The organism is Nonomuraea sp. MG754425 (assembly GCF_021699195.1).
Taxonomy (GTDB): Bacteria; Actinomycetota; Actinomycetes; order Streptosporangiales; family Streptosporangiaceae; genus Nonomuraea.
In genome coordinates, this window is record NZ_SSXE01000209.1 from 1 (window position 1) to 16,251 (window position 16,251).

The window sequence follows — 16,251 nt, forward strand, 5'->3', positions numbered from 1 at the left end:
ACCCCGTCCCCCACAGCCCCGCCGTTCCCCGGCCGGCTGCTGCGCTACCCGCCGCTCACGCGGGGCGACGACGTGCACACCTGGCAGGCGCGGATGCGCGAGCGCGGCTTCGCCCTGGCCGCCGACGGCGCGTACGGGCCCGCGTCGCGCGAGGTGTGCCGGCGCTTCCAGCGCCAGCAGGGCGTGACCGCCGACGGCATCGTCGGGCCGCTCACCTGGCGGCTGACCTGGGAGGCTCCGCTCACCTGAGATCCGGGGCGGCGTCCGCCCGCGGCGGGCGGACGCCGCCCCGGCAGGCACGGGGCCGCGGATGGCGGGCGGCTCACGGGGCGATCCCGTCCGGATCATGACGGCGGGACCCGGGGTTACCGGCTCCCGGACGTTCCGCCTACTATCCGAAACATGGAACTGGCAGCGGGGTTCGCGTCCACATCCCGAGACGACTGGCGCGCGCTGGCGGCTGAGGTCCTGCGCAGGAGCGGGGTCGAGACCGGCTCGCCGGAGCAGGCGCTGTCCAGGACGACGTACGACGGGGTGACGATCGCGCCGCTGTACGACGCCGGAGACCTGCCGGGCGACCCAGGGCTGCCGGGCGCGGCGCCGTTCGTGCGCGGTTCCCGCGCCGCCGCCGGGTGGGACGTACGGCAGCGCCACGCCGTCGCCGACCCCGAGGCCGTGCTGGACGACCTGGAGAACGGCGTCACCTCGCTGTGGCTGGTCGTCGGCGACGGCGCGATCCCGGTGGGTGAGCTCGGCGCGGTGCTCAAGGACGTCTACCTCGACCTGGCGCCGATCGTCCTGGAGGCGGGGGAGCAGACCCGCGAGGCCGCGCAGGCTCTGTTCGCCCTGGCCGAGGCGCGTGCGGGCGACGCCTCCGGCGCGGTGCTCAAGGGGAACCTGGGCGCGTCGGCCGTGCGCGGCACCGGCGGGGTCGAGCTGGCGCTGCGGTGCGCCGCCGGCTTCCCCGGGCTGCGGGCCGTGACCGTGGACGCGACGCCGTACCACGACGCGGGCGGCAGCGACGCCGAGGAACTCGGCTGCTCGATCGCGCAGGGCGTCGCCGAACTGCGGGCGCTGACCGCCGGCGGCCTGTCCGTGGCGCGGGCGCTGGGCCAGCTCGAGTTCCGCTACGCCGCCACCGCCGACCAGTTCGCCACCATCGCCAAGCTGCGGGCCGCCCGCCGCCTGTGGGCCAGGGTCGCCGAGGTCTGCGGCGCGCCCGAGGCCGGCGGCCAGCGGCAGCACGCCGTCACGAGTTCCGCCATGATGACCGCCCGCGATCCGTGGGTGAACCTGCTGCGCACCACCGTCGCCTGCTTCGCCGCCGGGGTGGGCGGGGCGCGGGCGGTCACCGTGCAGCCGTTCGACGCCTGTCTCGGGCTGCCCGACGCCTTCTCCCGCCGCATCGCCCGCAACACCCAGTCGCTGCTGCTGGAGGAGTCGGGGCTCGGGCGGGTGATCGACCCGGCGGGCGGCTCCTGGTACGTCGAACGCCGCACCGCCGACCTGGCCGCCGCCGCGTGGGCGTGCTTCCAGGAGATCGAGGCCGCCGGAGGGATCACGGAGGCCGGCACGCAGGTGGCCGGCCGGATCGCCGCCACCCGGGCCCGCCGCGACGACGACATCGCCCACCGCCGCTTCCCGCTCACCGGCGTGAGCGAGTTCCCCGACGTCCACGAGAAGCCCGTCCGCCGCCCGGCCCCGCCCTACCGGCCACGGGACGAAGGTCTGCCGCCCGCGGCCCGCTACGCCGAGCCGTTCGAGCGGCTGCGGGACCTGGCCGACGCGCAGCCCGAGCGGCCCGAGGTGTTCCTGGCCACGATCGGCCCCCTCGCCGCCTACACCGCCCGCGCCGCGTTCGCCGCGAACCTGTTCCAGGCGGGCGGCCTGGCCATCGAGGCGGCGGGCCCCGGCGCCGACCCCGAGCAGATCGCCACCGCGTTCGCCGTCAGCGGCAGCCCCGTCGCCTGCCTGTGCTCCAGCGACAAGCTGTACGCCCAGCACGCCTCCGCCGTCGCCGCCGCCCTGCGCAAGGCCGGGGCGAGAAAGGTGTGGCTGGCGGGGAAGGGAGAGTACGAGGGCGTGGACGGCAACCTCTACGCCGGGTGCGACACGCTGGCCGTGCTCCGCGAGACGTTCGACGACCTGGAGGTGACCCGATGATCCCGGACTTCTCCGACATACCGCTCAACCCCCCGACGGGTCGGACACCGCCGGATCAGGTGGAGACCGAGGGCGAGACGTGGGAGACGCCCGAGGGCATCGCGGTCCGGCCGCTCTACACCGCCGCCGACCTGGAGGGCCTCGACTTCCTGCGCACGTACCCGGGAGCCGCCCCCTACCTGCGCGGGCCGTACCCGACCATGTACGTCAACCAGCCGTGGACCATCCGCCAGTACGCGGGCTTCTCCACGGCCGCCGACTCCAACGCCTTCTACCGGCGCAACCTCGCCGCCGGGCAGAAGGGCCTGTCGGTGGCGTTCGACCTGGCCACGCATCGGGGCTACGACTCCGACCACCCGCGCGTGGCCGGCGACGTGGGCATGGCCGGGGTGGCGATCGACTCGATCTACGACATGCGGCAGCTCTTCGACGGCATCCCGCTCGAGCGCATGTCGGTGTCCATGACCATGAACGGGGCCGTGCTGCCGATCCTCGCGCTGTACATCGTGGCGGCCGAGGAGCAGGGAGTCGCGCCCGAGCAGCTCTCGGGGACCATCCAGAACGACATCCTCAAGGAGTTCATGGTCCGCAACACCTACATCTACCCGCCGGCGCCGTCGATGCGCATCATCTCCGACATCTTCGCCTACACCAGCGAGAAGATGCCGAAGTTCAACTCCATCAGCATCTCCGGCTACCACATCCAGGAGGCCGGGGCCACGCTCGACCTCGAACTGGCCTACACGCTCGCCGACGGCGTCGAGTACCTGCGGGCCGGGGTCGCGGCGGGCATGGACGTCGACCGGTTCGCGCCGCGGCTGTCGTTCTTCTGGTGCATCGGCATGAACTTCTTCATGGAGGTCGCCAAACTCCGCGCCGCCCGGCTGCTGTGGTCCAGGCTCGTCGCCGGATTCGGCGCGAAGAACCCGAAGTCGCTGAGCCTGCGTACGCACAGCCAGACCTCCGGCTGGTCGCTGACCGCGCAGGACGTCTACAACAACGTCGCCCGCACGTGCGTCGAGGCCATGGCCGCCACCCAGGGGCACACCCAGTCCCTGCACACCAACGCCCTCGACGAGGCGCTGGCCCTGCCCACCGACTTCTCCGCGCGCATCGCGCGCAACACCCAGCTCCTCCTCCAGCAGGAGTCCGGCACCACCCAGGTGATCGACCCCTGGGGCGGCTCCTACTACGTCGAGCGCCTCACCCACGACCTCGCCGAGCGCGCCTGGGCCCACATCCAGGAGGTCGAGGCCGCCGGCGGCATGGCCAAGGCGATCGAGGCGGGGCTGCCCAAGCTGCGCATCGAGGAGGCCGCCGCGCGGACGCAGGCCCGCATCGACTCCGGCCGCCAGCCGGTGATCGGCGTGAACACGTACCGCGCGGGCGCCGACGAGGACATCGAGGTGCTCAAGGTCGACAACAGCGCCGTCCGCGCCCAGCAGCTCGACAAGCTCGCCCGCCTGCGGGCCGAGCGCGACCCCGAGGCCGTGGGGCACGCGCTCGAAGCGCTCACCAAGGCCGCCGGGCACCCCGCCCCCGGCCTGGAGCACAACCTGCTCAAGCTGGCCGTCGACGCCGCCCGCGCCAAGGCCACGGTCGGCGAGATCTCCGACGCGCTGGAGCGGGTGTTCGGCCGGCACGCCGAGCCGGTGCGTACGATCACTGGGGTGTACCGCGACGAGTCAGGGTCGGCCGAGGGCATCGAGCGGGTCCGCGCGGCCTGCGCCGCGTTCGAGCGGGCCGAGGGCCGCCGCCCGCGCATCCTGGTGGCCAAGATGGGGCAGGACGGTCACGACCGCGGTCAGAAGGTGATCGCCACCGCCTTCGCCGACCTGGGCTTCGACGTGGACGTCGGCCCGCTGTTCCAGACCCCGGAGGAGGTCGCCAGGCAGGCGGTCGAGGCCGACGTGCACATCGTGGGCGTCTCGTCGCTGGCCGCCGGGCACCTCACGCTGGTGCCCGCGCTGCGCGCCGCCCTGGCCGAGCTGGACGCCGCCGACGTCATGATCGTGGTGGGCGGTGTCATCCCGCCCGGCGATCATGACGAGTTGCGGGCGGCGGGGGCCGCCGCGATCTTCCCGCCGGGCACCGTGATCGCCGACGCCGCCTTCGACCTGCTGGAGCAGCTCCGGAACCGTCGTTGACGGCACTCCGGGGCGCGCCCACGGGGCTTCGGCAGCCGGTCGGCGGCCGACCGGCGGGGTGCCGGTGCCGGCGGGTGTGGCGTCGGTGGGTGGTCGCGTCCGAAGGGGGTGGCGCGTCAGTAGGTGGTGCCGTCCTCGCACATCGTGACCTCGACCGTGCGCTGGGCGTTGACGGGTGAGGTGATGCGCAGGGTGACGTCGTGGGTGCCGCCGGCGCTCTTGAGCCCGTCGGGGGCGGTCAGGTAGCGGACGCCGTTCTCGCCGATGGTCGCCGTGGCGCGGTCCGCCAGGGCGCCGTCGATGATCCAGGCGTAGGTGAAGTTCACCTGGGCTCCCGTGCGGCGTACCAGGGCCTGGAGCGTCACCTCGCCGCCCGCCCAGCACTCGCCGTCGTTGGTGCCGCCCGGACGAACGTACACGACCCTGAGGCGGTCGGCGGTGGCCGCCGGGGTGCCGGAGACGCCCACGGCGCCGGTCGGGACCGGGCTCGGGGTGCCGTTCGTCTGCGGCGTCGGGCGGTTACGGGTGCGTCCCGGAGTCGGCGTGGCGCCGGGCTCGGCGGCCTCCGTGGCGGCGGCCGTGGTGGCGCCGACCACGGCGATCTTCTTGGTCTTGGGGGTGGGAGTGGTGGGGGTGAGCCAGACGATGGCGGCGCCCAGCGCGCACACGGACACGCCGGACAGGCCCGCGATGAGCACCTTCTTGGCCGTCCTGCCCTTGGAACGGCGGGGGCGCGGTGCGGCCTCGCCGGGCTCCTGGTGCGCGGCCTGCTCGTCCCCGTGCCCTGCCTGCTCCTCATGCCCTGCCGCGTACTGGCCCGTCTCGTACTGGCCGGTCTCGTACTGCCCCGCCTCGTACTGGCCGGTCTGGGGATGCCGCGCCCCCGGGCCGCCGAACGTTTCCTGCGGGTGGGGCGGGTGCACGCCCTGCGGGTCGCGGTCGGGCGTGGCGGGTGCGGCGGGTGCGGGCGGCTCGACCGGCGAGGACAGGTCGAACAGCGCCTGCAACGGCGAGCCCTCCTGGACGGGCCCACCGTCCTGGGCGGACGGACGGCCGGGCTGCGGCGAACGGTCGTGCTCGTGACCCGCGCCCTGACCCTGCCGGCCCCAGCCGTGCTCCTGAGCCGGTTCGTGTGCCTGGGCCCAGCCGTGCTGTTCGTGCTGAGGTGCCCGCTCGTGCTGTTGCCCCTGGTCATGCGACTGGGCCCAGCCGTGCTGCTGAGCCCATTCGTGCGGTTGGGCCGGACCGTGCTGCTGTGCCTGGTCGTGCTGCTGCGTCCGGTCGTGCTGGTGGGCCGGACCGGCGGTGGACGGGTGCGCCGCCGGGGCGTCCGCGCCGTCGTGTGCCGCGGCGGCCCTGCGGCGGGGCAGGTGGGAGTCGGGGAGCGGCGGCCGGGCGATGGGATGGTCGACCGTGTCCTCCCACGCCGTGCTCGGGTCGGAGGGCTGGGACCCGCCCGGGGCCGCCTGGGGGGCCGCCTGCGGGGCGGCGGGCTGCCGGGACGGCGCGGCCAGCCGCAGCAGGACGTCGCGCATCGACGGCCGGGCCGCCGGATCCTTGGCCAGGCAGACCGTCACGACCTCGCGCAACGGCCGTCCGAGCTCCCCGAGCACGGGCTCCTCGCGCAGGATGCGGTTGATCACCGCGGGCAGCGAGTCGTCGCCGAACGGCGGCACGCCGGTCGCCGCGAAGACCAGCACCGAGGCCCAGGAGAACACGTCCGCCGCGGCGCCCACGGGACGCCCGGCGAGCTGCTCGGGCGCCATGTACGCGGGCGTCCCCACGATGTTGCTGGTCGCCTTCATGCCCGATCCCAGCGCCCCGGCGATGCCGAAGTCGACCACCCGCGCCCCGTCGGGCCCGAGCAGGACGTTGGCCGGCGTGAAGTCGCCGTGGACGACGCCGGCCTGGTGGATCGCGTCCAGCGCGGTCGCGGTCGCCACGGCGAGCCGCTGCAGTTCCGCCCCGCCCGACCGTCCGGCCTGCTGCAACGACGGCCCGTCCACGTACTCGGACACGATGTACGGCCGGCCGCCGGTGGAGGCGTCGAGCACCTGCGCGAGGCAGAACGGCTCGACCTTGCGAGCCGCGGCGATCTCCTTGGCCAGGCGGTCGCCCACGGCCAGTCCCTCGCGCAGCACCTTGACGGCGACCGGGGTCCCGTTGCGCGCCTGACCGAGATAGACGACACCGTGGCCGCCCGCGCCCAGCCGCCCGACCAGCCGGTAGGGCCCCACCGCTGCCGGGTCGCCCTCGCGAAGGGGTTCGACGTTGGGCATGAGGGGAGTGACTCCTGTGACGGGTGAGACAGAACTCCAGCACCCTACTGGCAAAAGTCAAGACATGTCAGAAGTTAGGCTGATCAACTGGCAAAAGAAGGAGGTACGTGGGGTGCGTTCGCTGGAGGACTACGCCCATGGTGTACGGGCGGGCTCCCGTACCTGGATCGCCCGCGCGATCACGCTGGTCGAGTCGACCAGACCCGACCACGACGCGCTCGCGCAGCGGCTGCTCGTCGAGCTCACCCCCCTGTCCGGACGGGCCCGCCGGGTCGGCGTCTCCGGTGTGCCCGGCGTCGGGAAGTCGACGTTCATCGACGCGCTCGGCACCCGCCTGACGGCGGCCGGCCACAAGGTGGCGGTGCTGGCCGTGGACCCCTCCTCCACCAGGACGGGCGGCAGCATCCTCGGTGACAAGACCCGCATGGCCCACCTGGCGGCCGACCCCGCCGCCTACATCCGGCCCTCGCCGACCTCCGGCACGCTCGGCGGCGTCGCCAAGGCCACCAGGGAGGCCATGGTCGTGGTGGAGGCGGCCGGGTTCGACGTGGTCATCGTCGAGACCGTCGGCGTGGGGCAGTCGGAGACCGCGGTCGCCGACATGGTGGACACGTTCCTGCTGCTCACCCTGGCCCGTACCGGAGACCAGCTCCAGGGCATCAAGAAGGGCGTGCTGGAGCTGGCCGACGTCGTGGCCGTCAACAAGGCCGACGGCGACTACGAGCTGCCCGCCAGGAAGGCGGCCCGGGAACTGGCGGGCGCGCTGCGTCTGCTGCGCTCCGACTCGCCCCCGCCCCCCGTACTGACCTGCAGCGCGCTCACCGGCGACGGCCTGGACGAGCTCTGGCGGCGGGTGCTGGCCCACCAGGACTCGCTCGACCTGGCCGCCAAGCGCCGCCGCCAGCAGGTGCGCTGGACGTGGACGATGGTCCAGGACCGGCTCCTGGCGGAGCTGCGCGACGACCCCGGCGTGGCCGCGATCACCGCCGAGATCGAGCGTGAGGTGCTCGCGGGCGAGCTGACGCCCGCACTGGCGGCCGACCGAATTCTGTCCGTGTTCAAGAGGCTTTGACGGGCGGTTCCGCAGGGTCCGGAGCAGCTTCGGAACCCCCCGGGTTGAGATAACTCTCCCGAGGTTGAGAAAACCCCCACTGCCCGGAGAAGGCCGGCACGTGATCCATGTCACGATGACGCGCAACCGAGTGGGGAGGGCTCTCAGATGGGTGCGGAATCGATGCTGCCCGGCAGGGTGACGGACGCGCTGGAGGAGTACGGCCGGCTCCTGGACCGGCACGGGATCACCTGGGGTGAGCCGGAGCTGCATTACGTGAAGTTCTTCGCCAGACGCCGGGTGCTGCCGCCGTCGTTGCTCGACCGGTTCTGGCAGCTCGTCTTCGAGGCGGTGGCCGAGAGCCATCCCGGCGAGCCGCGTGACCAGGTCGCCGCCCGGCTGGCCGAGCCCGACTACGACCGCGTGCTGCGCGACACCCTCGACGGCGAACTGCCCGGACACCTCGTCGCCGTGCGGATCGAGCCGTCCGGCGTCGCGCTCAAGGGGGCGCCCCGCACGGTGCTGCTGCCGCTCCGGCCCGAAGGACAGAACGGGGCAGGAGCCCCGGGCGAGGAGCGGATCTCGCTGCTCTTCGACTCCAGCCGGGACGAGCCCTGCCCGGTCAGCGTGGACGACACGCGGCGCACGCTGCCCCCGCACGGCGCCTGGCTGGTCGAGGTGGACGAGGACAGCACGATCGTCGCCGGCGGCGTGCCCGTCCACCTGGAGACGCTGCGGCGGCCGATCCCGTCGTCGCGGCTGCGGCTGCGGGCCGGGCTGCCGTGCCGGTGGAGTGTCGTGGCCGACGACGGCAGCGGCTGGTTCCCGCCCGACGTCCCGCACCGCTACGACTACCACGGCCGGCCGTACTTCCACGGCGACGACCTCGTCCTCCAGGTTCCCTGCGTGGAGCTGACGGTCACGGTCGCCAGGGGCATGGAGTACGACGAGGCCAGGCGGCGGCTCACCCCGCTGCCGGGCGAGGAGCGCCTGGTCGAGCTGACCCCCGAGCGCCTGTACGACGCCCCCGCCCGCGGCTGGTACGGCGGCGACCTGCACGTGCACCTCAACTGGGCGGGCGACCGGGTGGCCGTGCCCGCCGACGCCGCCGCCGCCCAGCACGGCGAGGACCTGCACGTGCTCAACCTGCTGGCGGGCAACGTCTCGGGGCGGCGCGTCTACGACAGGGAGGCGCTGGAGCACTGGACGGGCCGCGACCTGCCGTGGTCCGACGCCACGCACCTGGCCAGGATGGGCGTCGAGTACCGCAACGACCTGCTCGGCCACATCTACGCCTTCGCGCCCCGTTCCGCCCCCGGCCGCTACCACACCGGCTTCGACGGCGACGCCGACTGGCCGCCGAACGCCGACGGGCTGCGCGAGCTGCGCGGCCTCGGGGCGCTGGTCGGCTACAGCCATCCGTTCCGCACGCCCATCGCCGACGGCGACCCGCCCAAGGGCATCGTCTCGCCCGTGCCGCGCAACTGTGCGGCCCGTGAACTGGTCGCCGACGCCGCTCTCGGGCTCGTGGACAGCCTCGACGTGCTCACGCACGCCTCGATCCCGGCCACGGCGTCGGTCTACCGGCGGCTGCTCGGCGCGGGCAACCGGCTGGCCGTCACAGCGGGCACGGACGCGATGATCTCCTTCACCCGCTCCGACAACCAGTCGAACCCGCCCGGCTGGGCCCGCGTCTACGCGCGGGTCGAGGGGGAGCTGACGGCCCGCTCGTTCGCCGCCGCCGTACGCGCGGGGCGCACGTTCGCCACCACGGGGCCGTGGCTGGAGCTGTCGGTGAACGGTCAGGGCCCCGGCCACGTGCTGCCCGCCACGCGGGGGCAGCGGATCAGCGTCACGGCCACCGCCGTCGGCCCGGAGGTGTCGGCGGTGCGCATCCGCACCGCCGAGGGCGTGTGGGCCGGGGCGGAGCGGCTGCCCGCCGAGCACTGGCCCGAGCATCGCGGACGGGGCGAGGACCGGCTGACGGTGACGGCCGAGCTGCGCGTGGACGCGCCCACGTACGTGGTGGCCGAGGTGCTGTGCGACCCGCACCCGCGCACGCTGACCGCGACCGGCTACGCCCTGACCAGCCCCGTGTACGTGGACGTGGACGGCAGGCAGGTCGCCAGGGAGGAGGACGTGCGCTGGTGCCTGGAGTGGCTGGACGGGCTGGAGAACCTGATCAGGCAGCACGGCCGGCTGGCCAGCCCGTACCAGTTCGGCGACCACATGTCCCTGCTCCAGCAGGCCAGGGCCGTCTACCAGGGCCGTCTGAGCTGACCCGGCAGGCGGCACGAAGCCGTCCGTGGAGCGCACCTACCGCGCCGTCGCCGAGCACATGAGCGGCCACCGGTCCCGGATCACCGCCCTGGGCGAGATCGTCGAAAGGGCGTGCCGCGCGTGACGACGGAGACCGGGACCACCAGGCTGCACGCGATCGACAACCTGCGGATCCTACTGACGGCGCTCGATCATCCACCCGCTCGTGCTGGTGGGGCTCGGCTGGGCGCTGCGCCCGCTGGAGACGTTCGCGGTGGTGAAGTTCGCCGCCATGCCGGCGCTCGCGCTGCCGCTGTGCCGGTGGCCGGCGCCTACCTGGTGCGGTCGCTGCCGGGGGCCAGGCGGGTGCTCTGAGCGAGCATCGCGGGCAGCGGGGAGGGACGGCCGTCGCGCACGCACACGTACGTGACCGTGCCGACCGCCACCAGCTCCTCCCCGCGCCGCATCGTGAACGTCATCGTGATCGAGGTGGACCCGATCCTGGCCGGCGCGCTCCGCACCGCCAGCACGTCGCCGAGCCGCGCGGGCGCGTGGTGCTCGCAGCCGCTGACCTTGACCACCAGGTCGGCGCCCTCCCGCCGGAGCCGCTCGTAGCCGCCCCTGGCGCCGAGCCAGTCGAGGAAGGCGTCCTCGAAGTACTCGTAGTAGCGGGTCGCGTGCATCATGGCCTGCGCGTCGCAGTGCCGTGGCCGTACCGGCAGACGGGAGATCACGCCACGAACGCTACGCGCCGCCGCCGCTCAGGAGTAGAAGGAGTCGAGGACCTTGCCGTGCCGCTCCTCGACGGCCTTGCGCTTGATCTTGAGGCTGGGGGTCAGCTCGCCCGTCTCCACCGAGAAGTCCTCGGCCAGGATCGCGAACTTCTTGACCGTGGCGTAACTGGCCTCGCCCGCGTTGACCTGCTCGATCGCCTTCTCGATCTCGGCGCGCATGCGCGGGTGCTCGCGCAGCGCCTCGGGGTCGGCGGGCAGCGACCCGGCCTGCGCCCACGGCGTGACCACGTCCATGTCGAGCGTGACCAGCGCCGTGACGTAGTTGCGCAGGTCGCCGTGGACGAACACGTGCGACACGTACGGGCAGGCCGCCTTGATCCGGCCCTCCAGGTACGTGGGCGCGACGTACTTGCCGCCCGAGGTCTTGATCAGTTCCTTCTTGCGGTCGGTGATGCGCAGCCGGCCGGCCTCGTCCACCTCGCCGATGTCGCCCGTGTGCAGCCAGCCGTCCTCCAGCGCCTCGGCCGTCTCCTCGGGCAGGCCGTGGTAGCCGCGCATGATGCCGCGTCCCTTGATGAGGATCTCGCCGTCAACGGCCACCCGCACCTCGGTGCCGGGGAACGGCGGGCCGACCGTGCCGAACTTCACCGACTCCGGACGGTTGAGGAAGCTGCCGGCCGACGACTCCGTCAGGCCGTACCCCTCGAGGATCGTCAGGCCGGCCGCGTCGAAGAACTCGGCGACCTCCTGGGAGAGCGGGGCCGCGCCGGAGATGAAGAAGCGGATCCGGCCGCCGAAGCGCTCGCGCAGCTTGGCGAAGACCAGGCGGTCGGCGACGGCGTTCTCCATGCGGGTGGTCACCGGGACGGCGGCGCCGCGCTGCCTGGCGCGCACCACCCGGTTGCCCGTCTGCCGCGCCCAGTCGAAGATGCGCAGCTTGAGGCCGCCCTCGCGGCGCATGTTCGCCACGACCGTGTTGTGGATCTTCTCGAAGATGCGCGGCGCGGCGGCCATGACGGTCGGGCGCAGCACACCGAGGTTGTCGGCGATCTTGTCGAGGCGGCCGTCGATCGCGGTGGGCACACCGATGCCGATCATCACGACCTCGAGCAGCTTGCCGAACGAGTGCGACAGCGGCAGCCACAGGAAGTGCAGGTCGTCAGGGGAGATCAGGTCGATCTCGCGCACCGCGCCGGCCGCGTAGAGCCAGTTGTCGTGGGTCAGCTCGACGCCCTTGGGGCGGCCGGTGGTGCCGGAGGTGTAGATGAGGGTGGCCAGGTCGTCCTGGGCGATGGCGTCCACCATGGCGTCGTAGTCGCCGTCGGCGGGGGCGTCGGCCAGCGAGCCGAGGGTGATCACCCAGCCGTCGTCGGACGGGGAGCCGTCGATGACGATCACCTGGGTGACGCCGGGAAGCTGCTCGCGCACCGAGGCGAGCTTGGCCACCTGCTCGTCGTTCTCGGCGATGACGAGCGTGCTGCCGGAGTCGGTGATGACGAAGGCGGACTCGGCGGCCGTGTTCGACGGGTAGATCGTGGTCGTGGCCGCGCCCGTCGCGAGCACCGCGAGGTCGCAGACGATCCATTCGAGGCGGGTCGAGCAGAGGATCGACACGCGCGCCCCTGGCCCGGAGCCGAGCCCCGACAGCGCCAGCGCCAGGCCGCGGACCTGTTCGCCCACCTCCCGCCACGACAACGAGGTCCAGCCGTCGGCGGCGGGCACGCGGTAGGCCTCCGCGTCGGGGGTCGCCGCGATCCGGTCGCGCAGCAGGGAGGGAATGCTGGACATGCCTGACCTCCTGGAGGGGTGTGGGGCCGACTCTAGGACGACGGCGCCGTCTCAGTCGATGGTCGGGACGGATCGCGTACCGGATCGTCGTGCGGGCCCGGCCACGGCGACCGAGCGGCCCGTACGCACCTCCCAGACGCCGCACGCGCACCTCAGGTACGAGACCACCCCCTCCGACGTGCGGTGCGAGGAGACGACGGTCATGGCCAGGGGGTCGTGCGGCTCTGCGGTATGCATGATTCCAACTTGATGTAATGGCCTTATGCATTTCAACGCTTACGGTGGCAACGGCGCGGCCCTCGCGGCGGCCCTGGTCAACATGACCGACTTCAGCCCGGCGACCGTCGAGGCGACGCTGCGCGAGCACCGCATGGTGCGCACCGCCGTGAACCAGGAGCAGGTCGCGGAGCTGCGGGCGTGGGCCGCCCGGCTGGCCCCGGTGTTCGGGGAGCGGGACCAGGCCACGCAGATCAAGCTGGTCAACGACCTGCTCGAACTGACCACGGCCAAGCCGTACGTCAGCGCCCACGACGGCCGCGAGCCGCACCTGCACCTCTTCTCCGTCGAGGCCGACATCGTGGTCAGGACGAGGGACACCACGTCGGGCGGGCTGGCGATGGCGCTGTCCTTCGCCGGGGGCGAGCGGCTGGGGCGGTGCGACAGGGAGGGCTGCGCGGCCGTGTACGTGGACACCTCGCGCAACGGGCGCCGCCGGTTCTGCTCCCTGGCCTGCGCGAACCGGGTCAACGTGGCCGCCCACCGGGCCCGCCGCCTTGCCAGGTGACCGGGCGGCGCGTACACTCTCGTCGTTCTATCGCCGATCCGTGGGGGCAGCCGACGTGAGCATCTGAGGTCGCGGGCACCGCGCCGTTCCGCCCTGTCGTGGGCATGCGCGTCGCACCTGGACCTCGATGGCGTCCTCGCCTTCTTGCCGCGGGCTTCGGCTCCGGGCTCCTGTGTGTCGCGTATTGATGCGGTGATTCCCGCCAAGTCACGAAATTTCGATTTTTGTGATGGGAGCCGCCTTATGTCTATTTCCATTGTCGTCGATCACGTCTCCTTCGCCTGGCCCGACGGGACCGGCGTGCTCGACGGGCTCGACGCCGCCTTCCCCGCCGGACGTACCGGGCTGATCGGGCTCAACGGGTCGGGCAAGTCCACCCTGCTCAAGATCGTCGCGGGCGAGCTGGTCCCGCGTACGGGCTCCGTGTCCGTCCCGGGCGTGGTGGGCCACCTGCCGCAGAACGTGGTGCTCGGCGCCGGCCGTACCGTGTCCGACCTGCTGGAGATCAGCAGAACGCGGGCCGCGCTGCACGCCATCGAGCGCGGCGACGTGGCCGAGGAGCACTTCGCGGCCGTCGGCGACGACTGGGACGTGGAGGAGCGCGCCCTGGCCGAGCTGGACCGGCTCGGGCTCGCCCACCTCGGCCTCGACCGCACCGTGGGCACGCTGTCCGGCGGCGAGACCGTCATGGTCGCGCTGGCCGCGCAACTGCTGAAACGGCCCGACGTGCTGCTGCTCGACGAACCCACCAACAACCTCGACCTGGACGCGCGGCAGCGCCTGCACGCCGCCGTCACCGCCTGGCCGGGGGTGCTCCTGGTCGTCAGCCACGACCGGGCGCTGCTGGAGCTGGTGGACCAGATCGCCGAGCTGCGCGACGGCGGCGTCCGCGTGTACGGCGGCAACCTCACCTCCTACGAGGAGCAGGTCGCCACCGAACAGGAGAGCGCCGAGCGTTCGGTGCGCGCCGCCGAGGGCGAGGTGCGCCGCCAGCGGCGCGAGCTCGTCGAGGCCAGGACGCGGATCGACCGCGGCCTGCGCACCGGCAGGAAGGCGTTCGAGAACAAGAAGGTGCCGAAGATCGTCGCGAACACGCTGAAAGGCAAGGCCCAGGTGAGCGCGGGCAAGCAGCGGACCCTGCACCTGGAGAAGCTGCAGGAGGCCCGCGAGCGGCTCACCGAGGCCGAGCAGGCCGTGCGCGACGACGCCGAGATCCGCATCCAGCTCCCCGGCACCGAGGTGCCCGCCGGCCGTACGGTGCTCACGCTCCCGCTGGAGCCGCCGCGGCGCACGTCCGGCGACACAGCGGAAGGGGACACGGAGGAAGGGGACACGAAGAGCACGAGGAACGTGCTGGAGACGCTGGTCGTGCGCGGACCCGAACGGATCGCGCTGCTCGGGCCCAACGGCTCGGGCAAGACCACGCTGCTCAAGCGCATCGTCGAGCACGGCGCCCACGTGCCCGTCCGCTACCTGCCGCAGCGGCTCGACCTGCTGGACGACACGCTGAGCGTGGTGGACAACGTACGCGCCGTGGCGCCCTCCGCCTCGGTGAACGACGTACGCGCCCGCCTGGCCCGCTTCCTGTTCCGCGGGGAGCGGGCCAACCAGACCGTGGGCACGCTGTCGGGCGGGGAACGCTTCCGCGCGACGCTCGCCGCGCTGCTGTCGGCCGAGCCGCCGCCGCAGCTCCTCCTGCTCGACGAGCCGACCAACAACCTGGACCTGGCCAGCGTCCGGCGGCTCGCGGAGGCGCTGTCGGCGTACCAGGGGGCGCTCATCGTGGCCAGCCACGACCTGCCGTTCCTGGAGACGCTGGGGATCACCCGCCGGCTGCACCAGGATCGGGACGAGGGACTGGCGGAATCGTAATTGACGGTTGGGGATCAACCGGACGATAGTGTGGCAGGTGGCTACCCCCCGGTTGATCTCCAGCGTCCTCGCTCTGGCGACGCTCGCGACCCTCGGCGCGTGCTCCTCGGGCACGCCGTCGCCGGCCGGTGGCGAGCCGACGGCCGCGGGCGTCGCGGGCGGCGACGGCGCCACCCACGGGAGCGGCGGCCAGGGCGCCACGGCGCTGACACCGCAGGCGTACCGGAGCGAGCTGGAGAGCCGGCACAAGCGGATGGCCGACGCGATCTCCGCGGTGGCCCGCGCACGCGGCGTCAAGGCGCTGGACCAGCGGGTCGGCCGGGCCGAGAAGGCGCTGAGCGGCGCCGCCGACGCGCTGTCCGAGCTCGCGCCGCCCGAGGACGTCCGCACCCGGCACGAGACGTACGTGGCCAGCCTGCGCGACTTCGCCGGCCGGCTCAGCGACGCGTCCGGCAAGGTCGGCGCGCGTGACCTGTGCACCTCCTCGGCCGTGCTCGCCGACGTCGGCGACCAGCTCAGCGCGCTCGACAAGGCGGGCAAGGCGCTGCAGAGCGCCGGCGACTACCCGGCCGACGTCGTGTCGGTCAAGGCGGGAGAGCGCAGGACCCGGCGGCTGAGCAACGGCGCCTTCATCCGCAGGGGCACCCTGAACGGGCGCAGCACCCTGGAGATCGACAACGGCGGCAGCCGCGACGCGGTGGTCACCGTCACCAGGGGCGGCGCCAAGGTGTTCAGCGTCTACGTGCGCAAGAAGGCGAAGTTCAAGGTCAAGGGCATCCGCGACGGCAGCTACAAGATCTACTTCACGCACGGGGCCGACTGGGACGGCAGGAACAAGGCGTTCACGCGCGACTGCAGCTTCGAACGGTTCGACAAGACGGTGAAGTTCAAGACCACCTACACCGCCACCCAGATCCTCTGGCACGACTGGCGGATCACGCTGCACTCCATCTCCGGCGGCAACGCCCGCACCTCGGCCGTCGACCCCGACGACTTCCCCGGCTGACGGCGGAAAAAGGCCGCGCACTCACCGGGTGCGCGGCCTTCGCAGGTCAGCTCGAGAACAGCATGCCCACCCAGCTACGCTGCCGGTGGTGCCCGTAGTGGCCGCCGTGCCCGCCGTGGTGCTGCGGCGCACCCCAGGCGGGGCCGGGGGCCACTACGGGCACCACCG

12 protein-coding genes are annotated in these 16,251 nt (G+C 73.0%); 8 read left to right on the plus strand and 4 right to left on the minus strand.

Going from position 1 to position 16,251, the window contains the following annotated elements; all coding sequences use genetic code 11:
* The 3 genes from FAF44_RS44410 to scpA all read left to right on the plus strand — a co-directional run.
* On the plus strand, positions 1 to 249 hold a 249-nt coding region (locus tag FAF44_RS44410), incomplete at its 5' end, for a peptidoglycan-binding protein (RefSeq protein WP_237109471.1).
* A 153-nt stretch (positions 250 to 402) separates the two neighbouring features.
* On the plus strand, positions 403 to 2,163 hold the full coding sequence (locus tag FAF44_RS44415; protein ID WP_237109472.1) for a methylmalonyl-CoA mutase subunit beta: 1,761 nt from the start codon (positions 403 to 405) through the stop codon (positions 2,161 to 2,163).
* Positions 2,160 to 4,310: a methylmalonyl-CoA mutase gene (gene scpA, locus FAF44_RS44420; RefSeq protein WP_237109473.1), complete on the plus strand. Its 2,151-nt coding sequence runs from the start codon at positions 2,160 to 2,162 to the stop codon at positions 4,308 to 4,310. The genes FAF44_RS44415 and scpA overlap by 4 nt, the downstream gene beginning before the upstream one ends.
* A 116-nt stretch (positions 4,311 to 4,426) precedes the next feature.
* Here the strand turns inward: scpA and FAF44_RS44425 are convergent, their stop codons facing one another.
* Positions 4,427 to 6,589, minus strand: coding sequence for a serine/threonine-protein kinase (locus FAF44_RS44425; RefSeq protein ID WP_237109474.1), 2,163 nt, complete (start codon positions 6,587 to 6,589; stop codon positions 4,427 to 4,429).
* Positions 6,590 to 6,653: 64 nt separating this feature from the next.
* Here FAF44_RS44425 and meaB point away from each other — a divergent pair, with 64 nt between their 5' ends.
* Both meaB and FAF44_RS44435 read left to right on the plus strand, forming a co-directional pair.
* Complete coding sequence (gene meaB / locus FAF44_RS44430; protein WP_237109475.1) at positions 6,654 to 7,661, plus strand: methylmalonyl Co-A mutase-associated GTPase MeaB; 1,008 nt, start codon at positions 6,654 to 6,656, stop codon at positions 7,659 to 7,661.
* A gap of 147 nt (positions 7,662 to 7,808) precedes the next feature.
* Positions 7,809 to 9,920 (plus strand): CehA/McbA family metallohydrolase, encoded by a 2,112-nt coding sequence (locus tag FAF44_RS44435; RefSeq protein WP_237109476.1) that lies wholly within the window; start codon positions 7,809 to 7,811, stop codon positions 9,918 to 9,920.
* Positions 9,921 to 10,231: 311 nt separating this feature from the next.
* Here the strand turns inward: FAF44_RS44435 and FAF44_RS44440 are convergent, their stop codons facing one another.
* Genes FAF44_RS44440 through FAF44_RS44450 form a run of 3 tightly spaced genes read right to left on the minus strand, consistent with a single transcriptional unit; the run spans position 10,232 to position 12,658 of the window.
* Complete coding sequence (locus tag FAF44_RS44440; RefSeq protein ID WP_237109477.1) at positions 10,232 to 10,633, minus strand: thioesterase family protein; 402 nt, start codon at positions 10,631 to 10,633, stop codon at positions 10,232 to 10,234.
* Between the two features lie 27 nt (positions 10,634 to 10,660).
* On the minus strand, positions 10,661 to 12,421 hold the full coding sequence (locus tag FAF44_RS44445) for a long-chain fatty acid--CoA ligase (protein WP_237109478.1): 1,761 nt from the start codon (positions 12,419 to 12,421) through the stop codon (positions 10,661 to 10,663).
* Between the two features lie 51 nt (positions 12,422 to 12,472).
* Positions 12,473 to 12,658, minus strand: coding sequence for a hypothetical protein (locus FAF44_RS44450; RefSeq protein ID WP_237109479.1), 186 nt, complete (start codon positions 12,656 to 12,658; stop codon positions 12,473 to 12,475).
* A 25-nt stretch (positions 12,659 to 12,683) separates the two neighbouring features.
* On the opposite strand from FAF44_RS44450, the gene FAF44_RS44455 reads away from it, so the two are divergent.
* The 3 genes from FAF44_RS44455 (at position 12,684) to FAF44_RS44465 (ending at position 16,083) form a co-directional block, all read left to right on the plus strand.
* Complete coding sequence (locus tag FAF44_RS44455) at positions 12,684 to 13,205, plus strand: CGNR zinc finger domain-containing protein (RefSeq protein ID WP_237109480.1); 522 nt, start codon at positions 12,684 to 12,686, stop codon at positions 13,203 to 13,205.
* A gap of 243 nt (positions 13,206 to 13,448) precedes the next feature.
* Positions 13,449 to 15,077, plus strand: coding sequence for an ABC-F family ATP-binding cassette domain-containing protein (locus FAF44_RS44460; protein WP_237109481.1), 1,629 nt, complete (start codon positions 13,449 to 13,451; stop codon positions 15,075 to 15,077).
* Positions 15,078 to 15,114: 37 nt separating this feature from the next.
* Positions 15,115 to 16,083, plus strand: a complete 969-nt coding sequence (locus FAF44_RS44465; RefSeq protein ID WP_237109482.1) for a hypothetical protein — start codon at positions 15,115 to 15,117, stop codon at positions 16,081 to 16,083.
* The last annotated feature ends 168 nt before the right edge of the window (positions 16,084 to 16,251 follow it).

Bases quoted from the DNA above. Each gene is read 5' to 3' on its own strand.
- FAF44_RS44415 (WP_237109472.1), top strand. From the start codon at position 403: ATGGAACTGGCAGCGGGGTTCGCGTCCACATCCCGAGACGACTGGCGC.
- scpA (WP_237109473.1), top strand. From the start codon at position 2,160: ATGATCCCGGACTTCTCCGACATACCGCTCAACCCCCCGACGGGTCGG.
- FAF44_RS44425 (WP_237109474.1), bottom strand. From the start codon at position 6,589: ATGCCCAACGTCGAACCCCTTCGCGAGGGCGACCCGGCAGCGGTGGGG.
- meaB (WP_237109475.1), top strand. From the start codon at position 6,654: ATGTCAGAAGTTAGGCTGATCAACTGGCAAAAGAAGGAGGTACGTGGG.
- FAF44_RS44435 (WP_237109476.1), top strand. From the start codon at position 7,809: ATGGGTGCGGAATCGATGCTGCCCGGCAGGGTGACGGACGCGCTGGAG.
- FAF44_RS44445 (WP_237109478.1), bottom strand. From the start codon at position 12,421: ATGTCCAGCATTCCCTCCCTGCTGCGCGACCGGATCGCGGCGACCCCC.
- FAF44_RS44450 (WP_237109479.1), bottom strand. From the start codon at position 12,658: ATGCATACCGCAGAGCCGCACGACCCCCTGGCCATGACCGTCGTCTCC.
- FAF44_RS44455 (WP_237109480.1), top strand. From the start codon at position 12,684: ATGCATTTCAACGCTTACGGTGGCAACGGCGCGGCCCTCGCGGCGGCC.
- FAF44_RS44460 (WP_237109481.1), top strand. From the start codon at position 13,449: ATGTCTATTTCCATTGTCGTCGATCACGTCTCCTTCGCCTGGCCCGAC.